The organism is Marinobacter sp. bablab_jr003 (assembly GCF_016464245.1).
Taxonomy (GTDB): Bacteria; Pseudomonadota; Gammaproteobacteria; order Pseudomonadales; family Oleiphilaceae; genus Marinobacter; species Marinobacter vinifirmus.
In genome coordinates this window covers 25,451-37,888 of the sequence record NZ_JADARC010000059.1, presented here as the reverse complement: position 1 = coordinate 37,888, position 12,438 = coordinate 25,451, and the positions used below count along the sequence as shown (strand labels likewise).

Annotated in this window: 11 protein-coding genes; 5 read left to right on the top strand and 6 right to left on the bottom strand. The window is 60.4% G+C overall.

All coding sequences use genetic code 11. The annotated features are described in order from the left end of the window. Positions 1 to 145: 145 nt before the first annotated feature. The gene (gene lexA, locus H3Z84_RS06730; protein ID WP_036219354.1) at positions 146 to 754 is read right to left on the bottom strand and encodes a transcriptional repressor LexA; all 609 of its coding nucleotides are present in this window, start codon (positions 752 to 754) and stop codon (positions 146 to 148) included. Positions 755 to 923: 169 nt separating this feature from the next. On the opposite strand from lexA, the gene H3Z84_RS06725 reads away from it, so the two are divergent. From H3Z84_RS06725 to H3Z84_RS06715, 3 genes are read left to right on the top strand one after another with little or no spacing between them, the layout of a single operon-like run. Beyond that, entirely contained in the window at positions 924 to 1,925 is a 1,002-nt protein-coding gene (locus H3Z84_RS06725) for an amidoligase family protein (protein WP_199456930.1), read from the top strand. Continuing rightward, the gene (locus H3Z84_RS06720) at positions 1,918 to 2,676 is read left to right on the top strand and encodes a gamma-glutamyl-gamma-aminobutyrate hydrolase family protein (protein ID WP_022988739.1); all 759 of its coding nucleotides are present in this window, start codon (positions 1,918 to 1,920) and stop codon (positions 2,674 to 2,676) included. Before H3Z84_RS06725 ends, H3Z84_RS06720 begins: the two co-directional genes overlap by 8 nt. Before the next feature lie 8 nt (positions 2,677 to 2,684). After that, entirely contained in the window at positions 2,685 to 3,380 is a 696-nt protein-coding gene (locus H3Z84_RS06715; RefSeq protein WP_228285744.1) for an SIMPL domain-containing protein, read from the top strand. Between the two features lie 6 nt (positions 3,381 to 3,386). On the opposite strand, the gene H3Z84_RS06710 is transcribed toward H3Z84_RS06715, so the two are convergent. Together H3Z84_RS06710 and H3Z84_RS06705 are read right to left on the bottom strand one after the other, a co-directional pair. Further along, complete coding sequence (locus H3Z84_RS06710) at positions 3,387 to 7,181, bottom strand: translocation/assembly module TamB domain-containing protein (RefSeq protein ID WP_323126962.1); 3,795 nt, start codon at positions 7,179 to 7,181, stop codon at positions 3,387 to 3,389. After that, positions 7,178 to 8,872, bottom strand: coding sequence for an autotransporter assembly complex protein TamA (locus tag H3Z84_RS06705; RefSeq protein ID WP_228285745.1), 1,695 nt, complete (start codon positions 8,870 to 8,872; stop codon positions 7,178 to 7,180). The genes H3Z84_RS06710 and H3Z84_RS06705 overlap by 4 nt, the downstream gene beginning before the upstream one ends. Before the next feature lie 182 nt (positions 8,873 to 9,054). On the opposite strand from H3Z84_RS06705, the gene H3Z84_RS06700 reads away from it, so the two are divergent. Both H3Z84_RS06700 and H3Z84_RS06695 read left to right on the top strand, forming a co-directional pair. Further along, positions 9,055 to 10,062 (top strand): hypothetical protein, encoded by a 1,008-nt coding sequence (locus tag H3Z84_RS06700; protein ID WP_199456929.1) that lies wholly within the window; start codon positions 9,055 to 9,057, stop codon positions 10,060 to 10,062. A gap of 22 nt (positions 10,063 to 10,084) precedes the next feature. Beyond that, positions 10,085 to 10,465, top strand: a complete 381-nt coding sequence (locus H3Z84_RS06695) for a rhodanese-like domain-containing protein (RefSeq protein ID WP_199456928.1) — start codon at positions 10,085 to 10,087, stop codon at positions 10,463 to 10,465. Between the two features lie 13 nt (positions 10,466 to 10,478). Here H3Z84_RS06695 and H3Z84_RS06690 read toward each other — a convergent pair whose 3' ends face one another. The 3 genes from H3Z84_RS06690 to H3Z84_RS06680 form a co-directional block, all read right to left on the bottom strand. After that, on the bottom strand, positions 10,479 to 11,015 hold the full coding sequence (locus tag H3Z84_RS06690; RefSeq protein ID WP_022988733.1) for a GTP-binding protein: 537 nt from the start codon (positions 11,013 to 11,015) through the stop codon (positions 10,479 to 10,481). Positions 11,016 to 11,025: 10 nt separating this feature from the next. After that, positions 11,026 to 11,979 carry a hypothetical protein gene (locus tag H3Z84_RS06685; RefSeq protein ID WP_199456927.1) on the bottom strand — a complete coding sequence of 318 codons (954 nt, stop codon included), beginning with the start codon at positions 11,977 to 11,979 and terminating at the stop codon, positions 11,026 to 11,028. A gap of 72 nt (positions 11,980 to 12,051) precedes the next feature. Continuing rightward, positions 12,052 to 12,408 carry a hypothetical protein gene (locus H3Z84_RS06680; RefSeq protein ID WP_199456926.1) on the bottom strand — a complete coding sequence of 119 codons (357 nt, stop codon included), beginning with the start codon at positions 12,406 to 12,408 and terminating at the stop codon, positions 12,052 to 12,054. Positions 12,409 to 12,438 lie beyond the last annotated feature (30 nt).

Sequence of the window (12,438 nt, the reverse complement as noted above, 5' to 3'; positions counted from 1 at the left end):
GTACCACCAAACCCTTGATTACCAAACACCGGATGAGGTGTACTACCAACAACCCATGACCCTGGCAGCTTGAGCCGGGAATACAGCCGGATCAGAGCTTAACTGCACCTTCAGGCTGTCCAACTGATGGGGTCCACCTCACTGTTCAGTGAAGATCGGAGCGCCGGATTACACCCACACCAAGACCTTCGATAAACAATTCCTGCTCACTCAGATCCACTTCGATAGGAGCAAACTCTTCGTTCTCCGCAATCAGCCAGACCCTTGAGCCTTCACGGCGGTAGCGTTTGACGGTAACTTCCTCGCCCACCCTGGCCACGACTACCTGGCCATTGTGAACATCCTGGGTGCGATGCACCGCCAGCAGGTCGCCATCCAAGATGCCGATATCCTTCATACTCATACCCCGAACCCGCAGCAGGTAATCTGCCGAGGGCGAGAAGAAGTCCGGCTTCAGGGTGCAATGATCTTCCACATGCTCCTGCGCCAGGATCGGGCTACCCGCTGCTACCTGACCAATGACCGGCAACCCCAGATCCGGCTCAGCCTCCGGCAGGCGAATACCGCGGCTGGCGCCTGGCACCATCTCGATCGCACCTTTGCGAGCCAGCGCCCTAAGATGCTCTTCCGCCGCATTGGCCGAGCGGAAACCCAGCTCGGCAGCGATTTCTGCGCGAGTGGGCGGATAACCGGTTTCATCCAGATATCGCCGGATAATATCCAGCACCTGGGACTGTCGGGCGGTCAGCTTCATGCTTTTTCTCCGGGGTTGTTCGTCCTGGTTTTTTATACAGTGATTTGACTATATACAGTGTTTTATCCAGTGTAAAGTCCCTGTGCAGTTTCTTTCCTTTGGGTAACGGGACACGGCGCAAGCCTGTGTTAAGGTGACCTGAAACGAAGCAAGGGGATGCAAACACTCCATGAACGCAGCCAATCGTTGCAAGATGCCGGAAAGACTGAAAAACCACGAAGGTGGAGAACGCCGCGTAGGGGTCGAAATCGAGCTTTCGGGGCTCGGTTACGAACAACTGGTGCAGCATGCCGCCCGCTTGCTCGGCGGGTCGCCGGAGCTGACCTCACGCTACGTGACCGCACTGGACACCGAACATGGCCGCTTTACCATCGAACTGGACTCCGATCCCATCAAGGAGCTGGACCTGGACGACGAGCGCCTGCCGCAATCCATCCGGGAGCTGGGCAGCCATGCCATGGATGTGATCGACTTTGCTGCCGAGAAGGTCATTCCGCTGGAGATTGTCGGCCCGCCGCTGGCGTTCTCGAAACTGGAACTGATCGAAACCCTGATGGATGAGCTACGGGAACTGGGCGCCGAAGGTAGCCGTGAAGCCATCTACTTTGCCTTTGGCCTGCAGCTGAACCCGGAATTGCCGGACCTGGAACCCGCCACCCTGGTAGCCTACCTGCAAGCCTTTGCTGCCCTTTACGACTGGCTTAAAGCCCGGCACCAGCTGGATATCAGCCGTAAGTTCACCACCTATATCGAACCCTGGAGCAGCCGGTATACCGAGAAGCTGATGGCGGATGACTATCGCCCGGATTTGGAAACCCTGATGCGGGATTACCTGCACTACAACCCCACCCGCAACAAGGCCCTGGACCTGCTGCCGCTGTTCGCCCATCTCGACAAGGAACTGCTGGCAGGCTACGTGAAGGACCCCAGGATCAAGAGCCGCCCTACCCTGCATTACCGTCTGCCGGACTGCGACATCGACAACCCGCGCTGGCATTTCTCCACGGTGTGGAATGACTGGGTGGTTCTGGAGCAGCTGGCCGCACATCCGGAAGACCTGGCCGATTTACGCAGCCGGTTCCGGGAAGCCCAGAAGTTCAGCTTCCACAACCTCACCCATTCCTGGCGTGAGACCACGGACAACTGGCTGAAACAACACGGTTATGTCTGATTATCAGGGCAACGACATGCCGATGGCAGAAGAGCTGCCGGAGAAACCGGGGCTGACTATCGGCATCAGTGGCCCGGTGCGAAGAAGCCTGGCGCACCGGCTGATCAACCTGGCCCTGCGCCTGCACGGTGCCAACACCCATTACATTCGCCCCGGCAGTCATACCGATGTGTCCCTGCTGGACGGGCTGGTGCTGTCCGGTGGCACCCACGTACACCCGGAGCTTTACGGGCAACAGCCCCAGGTAACGGCCCGGTACGATCGCAAGCGGGATTCCACCGATCACCGGCTGCTGGTTCAGGCCGAAGCCATCAATATTCCGGTGCTGGGCATTTGCCGGGGCGCACAGTTTATCAATGTGTTCCACGGCGGCACCCTGTGCCAGAACGTAACTCCGCTGCGGGAACATACCCGCCACCGGCCTCTGTTGCTGCCCCTGCAAACCGTACAACTGGTGAAAGACAGCCGGCTAGGCCGGTTGATGCCTGCCACGGTGATTGGCGCCAACCGAATTCACAGCCAGGCCATCAAACGGCTGGGCCGGAACCTGCGGGTAACGGCGCTGGATAACGACCGGTTCGTACAGGCCATTGAAAACACCGGAGCCCAGTGGCTGATGGGCGTGCAATGGCATCCGGAATACCTGCTTTACCACACCGGGCACCGGCACATTTTCAGCCACTTTGTGCACGCCGCCCGGGGCAGAAAACTGGAAAGACTGGAAAGCCGATATTCGGCCTTTGATCAATAAGGAGTTTGATGATGGTATCGTTGAAACACCCCCTGGCACTGACCGCCGCCCTGTTAGCGACTGCAGCTGTGCCCCTGGCCGCCAATGCCGGCGAAGTCAGCCTGACTGGTGAAGGCGTGGTGCGTTACAACCCGGACAGCGCCCGCCTGCAGTTCTCCGTTTCTGCGGAACACAGGCAACCGCAAAAGGCTTCCGCCCAGGTAGCCGACACCATGGACAAGTGGCGTAGCGCCATCAAAAACTGGCGAGACCAGTTGCAGGACTACTCCGACGCGGATGTAAACCTGTATACACGCACCCTGCCGGTTCAGGAGAAAGGCAAGGAGCCGGAACGGGTCTCCGTCGCCAGCCAAACCGTGAGCTTCTCGATCAATGATCTGGAACTACTGAACCCGCTGCTGGAGCAGGCCAATAGACTGGGCCTCCAGTACAACCTTGGCAGCCACCAGTTTTTCCATTCCGACGAGCAGGGGCTTGAGCAGCAGGCGCTAGCCCGGGCCATCGAGGACGCCCGAAACCGCTGCCAGTTCGTGGCGGAGCAGCTGGACAAAACCTGCGGCGAGGTGGTGTCTATCAACATCAACGGTGGGCACCGGCCCGTGCCGATGATGATGGCAGAAGCCAAGTCCGCCCGGAATACCGTCTCGAGCGTGGGCCCCCGTGAGATTCAGTCCAGCGTGAGCGCCACCTTCGAACTTGACTGAACCGGGTCAGAAATTGCGGGTATAGAAGATATCGAGGGAGGCCGCCAGCCCGCTGGCCGCCTCCAGATAGAAATACTTGCCCAGGTCATAGCGCAGCGCCACGGTCGTGATTGGCTCGAAAATACCCACCCCGTAGCGCAGGCTGAGCTCGTCGGTAATGTAACCACTGGCCACTACGGCAGACTGGTCGCCAGAGCCTTCCGCTTCCAGGGTCAGGTTACGGATACCCAACTCGTCTCCGATACTCTGGGTTATACCGCTGGCCTGGTTCAGCCCCAGCGAAATCGCCGCCCGGCTCATCTGGCCTTCATCCCCCTGGCTCTGGGGTGCCCGGCCGAGAATGATGTACGACAGCGCATCACTCTGGGGCATGGACGGCTCCGAGAACACTTCCGTGGTCGGCGCGTTCACCGGCCCGCTCAGGCGAATACCCGCCACAACGGTATCGACGGTGCGCACGGCTTCAACATCCAGGTATGGCTCGGCCAGAGACCCCACAAAGATTATCCGCGCCCTGCGCAGGTCCAGGTCTTGCCCGAAGGCTTCGTAGCGGCCGTCCACCAACTGCAGGGTGCCGCGGGTGTCCATGTTGTTGCCAATGCGAAGGGTGCCCTCCAGGTTGCCGGTCACATCAAAGGCATTGAACGATACCTCGTCTTCACCCACCACGACGGTGATATCCATCAGCATGGTGCGAATGGCGGGCTCTTCCTGCTCGACACCGACAATGACTTCGTCTTCGGATACCGAAACCGCCGATGGCGGCAGGCCCTTGATTTCGATATCACCCCGGGGCACATCCACCCGGCCTGACACCGCCAGCTCACCAGCGCGGAAAGCAATGGTCAGGTCCGGGCCTACTTCTACCCGGGCATAGGGCTCGACCGAAACCGGCAGCCGCTCACCGCTGATATTCAACTGGACTTCAGGTTCATCCTGCCAGTCCAGGTAGCCGCCCAGCTCGCCACTGCTGCGGTCGTTACTCTTCCACCGGCCGCTGATGTCGGCCCGGTTGCCCAGAAATTCCAGCACCAGCACGATGTCTTCCATGGGCAGCGGCAGGCCTGGGTCGAACACCCGGCCGTCGGTGAGCGCCAGTTCCCCTTGCACCTGGGGCCGGAACAGCGGGCCAGACAAAGTCCCCTGACCATTGACCTCGCCGGCCACCTCTTCAATGCCGGCAAAGGCCGACAGGAAAGCCAGGTTCAGATCTTCCAGGTTGAAGCGGCCATCGATGGGCCGGCTTTCGGTATTCGGGTCCACCGCCAGCTCCAGGTCAAAGCTGCCCAGTTCCGGGCCCCGGAGCGCCACGGCCAGTTCGGCAGCTTCAGGCTTTAGCCGGGCTTTCAGGGTCAGGGATTCATGCTGCAGGGTTTCCCAGTCATCCAGGATCAGGAATTCGAAGGCCCCGCCGCCAGCATCAAGACTGATCAGGCCATCGGGGCCCTGTTCGGTGAATGCCAGGTCAATGTCTGCATTCAGGGACGCCTGCCAGCGGAAGGTTTCAGGGAACAAAGGCGCCAGCGCCTGCATGGGGAACTGGCGAATCTGATAGGCGATCCGGGTATCCGGCAGCAGCTGCTGGTCGTCGGCACACACCGAGCTGGCCTGCCAGCGCCAGCAGTGGGCGCCAAACAACACTTCGCCGTCAGCCGTGTAATCCAGACTTGCCGGCGCTTCCAGCCGCCAGGTTTGCTCGGGGCCGGGCACATCGATTTCGCCCCGGGCCAAGGCGCCCTGCCAGCTGTTCCAGGCGTCACCCAGGGCGCCGGCGAACGTCAGCGCCACCGAGGCTTCCGGGTGCTGCACAGTCAACGCCAGCTGGTGATCCGCCCGGGTACCATCAAGATCTGCTGTCACCGTAGCCAGTTCCTGTCCAGCGACACGCAACTCTTCTGCGTTGAGGCTGGCATCCAGCACGCCGCCACTGGCAAGGCTGGCATCCAGTTCCATGTTTTCAATGCGTAGCAGGTCCTGCCATTCGAATTCACTGGCATCAAGCGTCACCTTGCCCGTGGGATCCTGCGCCGTGCCCGCCAGATCCACCCTGGCCGAGAAACGACCGGCCAGCCCGGGCAGCAGACGGTCCGGCTGCGGAAGGTTCACGGTCAGGCCGGCCCCCAGGCTCTCACCGTAGCGCCCCTCACCTTCTATCCGGTTCTCCGCTATCGCCACCAGCAGATCCTGCACGCGCCAGTCGGTACCATCGCTGCTGAGCTTACCCCGGGCGGTGGCCGGCTCCTGCTGCCAGCGACCTTTCAGGTCCCAGTCGGCGGTCATTACCGGCAGGCTGTCCGGCACCAGCCGGCCCTCGGAATTGACCTCACCGTTGAGACTGGCTTCCAGCACCGGCACCCAGTAGCCAGGGTTGAACTGATCCAGCAGCAGCCGGGCCTGCCAGACCAGCTGATCCGCGAAGGCCAGTTCGGCATCGCCGGTCAGGGAGCCTGCACCGGTGGTCATATCCAGCTGTGTGATGCGAACTGCTTCCAGGCCCCCGTTCAGGGCTGCGGTAAGCTCCGCATCGCCTTGCGGACCTCTCACCGCCGCCTGTAAATCGGCGTTGTAGTTGCCATCGTTGTACTCAACATTCCCTTCCAGCCGGTTCACGGCAACCGGTGGCGGCTCCAGTCCGGGAATCAGTCCGAACCAGGGGAAACGGTCAAGGGCCAGGTCGGCCTCTGCCTGCAGGCCACCAGACCAGCTCGCGCTGCCCTGAACTTCCAGGGTGCCCGGAGCGTCGGGCTGTTCACCGGAAGGCTGTGTGGCCGCCGGCCCGGTCATGGTCAGGACCAGGTTGTCGACACCACCGGTTGTGATCAGGCCCCTGATGACGGTTTCGATGGTGCCGGTTGTCCCGGGAAGGTTGGCACTGGTACGGGTGCGGAAGCCGTTGGCAAGGGAACCGTCCAGCGACACCGCCCAGTTTTCCAGGGTCAGGGTTTCCGGCAGGGTGTCGTAGGCCAGAAAGCTCTCGGATTCAATGGTAAGCGCCGCCGGCAACTGCGCTGCCAGCGGCTGCACAGTGCCGTTCAATTGTGCGTTCAGATAACCGCTGCTGGTTCCGGATACCCGAAGATCCCGCACGCTGCCCGCCAGGTTGGCCGCGATCGTCCAGCTGCCTCCGCTCGGGGGTGGCAACTGTGCCGTAACATCGAGATCCACCGGCCAGTCCCGGCGCATTTCAGCACGGCCACTGGCAGTCACCCGGATCTCGCCCAGCTGGTACAGGGCGTGGTTTACGGTAAGGCTGGCGCCGGATGCTTCACTGCGCAGCTCCACCTTGTCCCAGATGGGGCTGCCGTTTAGCTTAAAGGGCCCCAGTTGTACATCCCCCACCACCAACGCCACCGGCAGGTTGATAGCGGGCAGGCTGATATCACCCCGTTCTGTTTCTTCGGCGGTATCGGAAGGCTGAACCGTGACATCGATCTGTTCGGCTTTCAGGGTATCCAGGCACAGGGTCTTTTCGAACAGGCAGCTGGGAGACCAGTCCACTTCCGGCGCCAGCAACAGTACTTCCACGCCATAGCCGCGCCATTCCAGCCGTTCCGCCTGCCACTGGCCCAGCAGGGAACCCTGGTCCGCCTCGGTTTGCAGCCCGGGAATCTGGTCAATGGTCCAGGCGGTGCCGGCATCGGTCAGAAGCGCCAGCAAAACAATAGCCACCAGCACCAAGGGCAACAGCAACACCAGCAACAAAATCACCAGTGGCCAGAACCACCAGCGTTTGTGTCGGGGCGGCCTGGCTGGCGCTGCGCCATGCTCTGGCTGCGGAGGTGTCTGATTCGCCTCGGTCACAGTTCCGGCCCCATGGAGAAGTGAATCCGCCAGCCGCCGCCGAACTGGTCATCCATACCCTTGGCCACATCCAGGCGCAAAGGGCCCACCGGGCTCACCCAGCGAATGCCCATACCCACGCCGGTGGCCAGGGGATCAAAGACATCATCCACGGCATTACCCTCATCAATAAAGGCCGCCACACGCCAGTTGCGGACAAACTCATACTGGTATTCGGCGCTTCCCACCACCATATAACGACCACCGATGACGACATCATCCGAGTCTTTGGGTGCCAGGGTTTCATAGCCGTAGCCGCGAACGCTCTGGTCGCCACCGGCGAAGAAACGCAACGAAGGCGGGACATCCCGGAAGCTGTTGGTGGCCACGCCACCGAAATTGAAGCGGGCGAGAAACCGGTGCTTGCCGGCCAGGGTATAAAGCCCCTTGGCCAGGAAGTTCACATGCAGGATATCGGCATCCGAAATCACCGCCCGATGGGCCCCGGTCACGTCGAACTGAAGGCGATAACCCCGGGACGGGTCGAGCGGCGAGTTGGCGTGCAGCTTGGAATAACTGACACCCGGCAATAACAGGCTGGAGTTACCCTGCTCTTCCTCACCAATATTGAAGCGCTCCCCTTCCCAGCGCATGGACAATATCTGCATCCAGCCGTTGTCCAGCTGGTGGCTCCACTGCTGGCCAAAGGTGAGCCGTTCAGACTCCACATCTTCAATATGCTCACGCTGATAACCGGAGGTCAGGCGGATGGCATCCGTCATGGGCGGGTCCAGCGGCAGCTCGTACCAGCCGCTCACGCTCTGGCGTAACTCGGACAGTTCGGTGTCAGCGCCCCGGCGGTGCCCCATGGGATTGATGTAGTGTTCCCGCCAGTTACCCCGAAACCGGGGGCCGACGTCTGTCGAAAAGCCAACACCGGCGGCCACGGAGCGCGGCGGCCGGGGCGTCAGGGCGATATCGACAGGGATTACCCGGTCCTCTGCCTTCGACGGCGCGGCGTCTACATCCACCCCGGAGAAATAGCCACTGTTGGACAAGTCATTACTGAGTTTTGCCACTTCATCGGCATGGAACGGAATACCGGGCTCGAAAGTAACAAACTGCTCCAGCAGGTTCTGTTCGAACTCGTGGCCTTCCAGAAAGGTGACCTTGCCCAGCCGGTAGCGTTCGCCGGACTGGTACTCCAGGGTGATGTCAGCGGCGTTTTTGGCGGGATCCACTTCCAGCCGGCGGGTCAGGAATTCGCCCTCGAAATAGCCCAGCCGGTTGGCGGTGTTCTGGATAGACTGGCGCAGGGCATCGTACCGGCCATGGTGCAGCACATCACCTTGTGCAGGCGATTTCGGGAGGTTCTGCCGGAAGTCTTCCTGTGCGCCATCCGGCCCTTCGATCATCACATTGCGGGAGCGGATAAGCACCGGCTCGCCGGGAATGAGGGTAAGCACCAGCTCCGCCGGTTCATCGCCGGCTTCTTCTACTGCCCAGCGTACCTCGGGACTGTAATAGCCCAGCGCCCGGGCCGCCTCTTTCACCTGGGCAATGGCGGTGTTGGCGTAACGGCGCAAGCCATCGGCAGTGCGGCCTTCCACTTCGCCAACAAAGATCTGGGCGTTGTCCTGGAGGTTATCCACATCGCCCTCAACCTCCACCCGAGCCTGGCTGGCGAATACGGCAGGGGCAAGTACCAGCATCACCAGGCCCGGGCTGATGGTGGCAAGGCGTTGTAAGGTTCTGGCTAACAGCATGCTGGTTTTAATGGCGTCCGATCCGGTGTCCGGGCTGATTCCCTGAAACAGGTTGCTGAGTTTACCGACTGAATAGGCTAACCTTCCAGTCACTTAGCTTTGATATTGTAGGCCCCAAGGTAGCCCGGATGCTCAAGATAAACCGAGAAAACCTCAAATCCAGCCACCAGCTCACCTGGTTCATCATCGACTTTGTGATGCTGGGGCTGCTGATCCTCAATCTCGCGCTGATTATCTGGGACTCGATTTATAACTTCGTGGCCGTACAAAACCTTCTGAAAGACTACGCCCCTGTTATTCAGGAGCTTTACCACCCCATCCACGAACGCTTCATTTTCTACGACCTGATCTTCGTGTCGATCTTCCTGGGCGAGTTTGTGCTGCGCTGGGGGTACTCCATCAAGGCACGGGTGTATGACCGCTGGTATTTCTATCCGTTCATTCACTGGTACGACCTGGTGGGGTGTATTCCGGTAGGCAGCCTCCGCTTTCTGCGGGCGCTGCGGATTATTTCGATTATTTACCGACTGCACCAGTACAAGATCATCGACTTCACCAGCACCCGCCTGTACCGGTTTGTCATCTTCTACTACGAAGCCTTTATGGAAGAGCTGTCTGACCGGATTGTACTGAAGGTGCTGAGCGGCGTGCAGGATGAGGTGAAACGTGGTTCGCCCCTGTTCGAGCGTATCCAGAATGACATCCTTTTCCCGCGACGGGAAATGTTGTCTGACTGGCTGTCCGAAAGGGTCGCCCAGGCAGCGAAGCAGGGCTATATCCCCAATCGGGGTGCGCTGCGGGTTTACCTGGAAAACCGGGTTGACCATGCCCTGAAACAGAACCTGGAACTGTCACGCCTGAAGTACCTGCCGGTCGTGGGCCCGACCATCCAGGACACCCTGGAGAATGCGGTGGGTGACATTGTGGCCAACGTGGTGCACCAGATCCTGGATGACCTCGCCTCCTCCACCAACCACGCCTTTATTGAAGACATCGTGAACGTGTTCCTGCCGGAGCCCGGCGAAGGGCTGACCGAAGAGGGCGAGAAAGAGGCGCTGATCACCCTGATTCTGGAAGTGATCGACGCCATCAAGGACCAGGTACACGTAAAACACTGGCGGGAGAACCTGCCGTGACCCAACTTTTAGGAGACTGCCAATGAAAACAGCACACGACCTTGTGGAAGCCGCCCGCGCGGAAATTCGTGAAATTCCGCTGGACCAGGCCGAAGACGCCATCAAAAAAGCGGACGTGCTGCTGGATGTGCGCGAAGCAGACGAATACCACACCAGCCACATTCCCGGCGCCGTCAATGTGTCCCGCGGCATTCTGGAATTCAAGCTCACCAACGATCCGGCGTTTGAAGACCGGGCCCTGAACCTGGTGATCTACTGCAAGAACAGCGGCCGTTCAGCCCTGGCAGCCAGGGCCATGAAGGAAATGGGGTACATTCATGTGCAGTCCATTGCGGGCGGCATTGAAGCCTGGGAAGCTGCCGGCAAGCCGCTGGTAAAACCGGAACTGCCAAGCTTCGATTAAACCCGGGGGCAGATCAGTCTATAGAGGCAAGCAGCGCACGCACCATATGGTTCGCCTGCGCCTTGTCTCTGGCATCAAAGCTGAACACGGGCAGAACCAGCCCCTGTTCCGCCAGGTTGGCACGCAGAGATCGCAAGTCCGGCTTTGCCAGCAAGTCGGTTTTGGTCAGGCCAATGACCACCGGAGTGCCCGGCGCAATCTTTTCGATGGCGGCCAGCCAGCCCTCGCATTCTTCCTGGAGCCGTTCATCACTGGCATCCAGCACCAGCAACACACCAAAAGCCCCTTCCAGCACAATCGACCACATGTGCTCAAACCGCTCCTGCCCGGGCAAGCCGTAAATGAACAGGGGTTGGCCGTCATCCAGCATGACGGTAGAAAAATCGAAGGCGACAGTTGTGGTGGTTTTATCACCCATGGCCGGCTCGCTCATGGGCATCTCGGTGGATACCGGTTCAGAGTCTGAAAGCGTTCGGATGGTGGTGGTCTTACCGGCCCCGACCGGGCCGGCTATCACCAGTTTTACGGCACTACTGTTAATGTCTTGCATGCGGTATCCGTCAGGAGGCTTTCTGGAACAACCCGAAGCGGGCGGCCAGCTTCTGGAACAGGCCTGCTGCCGGCAGCCGGTCGTTCGAGGCGGTTTTCGGATGTGGCGAAGGCATTTTCTGCTGGTCCGGCACAATCAACCCTGCGGCCTGGAAGCCCCACAGAATACCCGACGCCTGCACCGGTTCGATGCCGGTCAGCCCGGCCACCTTTTGCAGATCTCGATGGCCCTTGGCCAGCAGGCTCGCAACCCGGAGCGGCTCGATCAGATCCGGCGCGGCGCCAAGATCCGGCCAGCACTTCATTCGTGATCCTTCCAGAGGGAACATGGGCAGGGCCTCGCCATGATGAATACCGGCACGGATCATGAAAATATCCAGGCTTTCGGAATGACCATTGGCAAGCGCGCCGCCCGATGCCTCACGCAGTTGCCAGCCCGGCTGCCCCAGCAGTTGCCTGGCCTGAAGCATCACCTCAGACGACGCCGCCCGGATGGTTCCGGTCGACGGGCAAATGCCAAGCTCCACCCCGTCCAATGCCATCACCAGGTCACTGCTTGGCCGGCTAAGGGCCTGGGCGAGCACAATAATTCCGGGGGTCCGGGATGTTACCGAAGCCGCCGTTGCCTGCGCCGGCTCTGCCGGTTCGGCCTCAGCCTTCAGCAGGTTCAGCAGGGCCCGCACATACACGTTTAAGGGTGCATGCTCGCCAATGGTGGCGGTGTCGGAGTCAAAGCGGTCGTTTGCCCGGGTGATGGCGAGTACCGGGATCTGCTTGCGCCGGGCATAGTCCTGTATCCGTTCACCGTACAGGTCATCGGCGGCAACGATGGCGCAATCGCACCGGGTGCCATCCCAGGGGCGCAGGCTGCCTTCAATTTTATGGGCCTGCAGCAGCCCCGCAGCCAGCCGGAGCCTTTTCTGCAGTTCATCACCGGCGACAGCTACCCTGATATCAACGTTCATTGGTGGAGCCTCCTTTACGCAAACCTGTTCAGAAAAGGGCCCGCCTGGAGGGCCCGGGAATAGCTCTTTCGATCAGGAGAAGTCCTGGTTTTTCTCAAAGCTGCGCAGCTCGTGGCGAGCCATGGCCAGGTTGGCCCGGGAACGGTCCAGCACCAGGTACAGGAAGACCTGCTGGTTGCTTTCCAGCGGGCGAATCAGGTGGTACTGCTTGGCCAGGCTGATCAGCACGTCTTCGATGGTGTCGTTCAGGTCGAGGCTGCTGGCCACTTTGCGCTTGGCGCGCAGCACTTCGGAATTGCCAGCCGCAGCAATTTCAAGGTCAATGCCGGTGCCGTCTCCGGCCATCATCATGCCGCTGTCCATGTCGACCAGGGCCGCTGCCACGTAGCCGTCGATGTCACGCAGGGATTCAAGGTTGATTTTTGCCATGCTGAACTATCCTTCTTCTGTTGAGTTGGG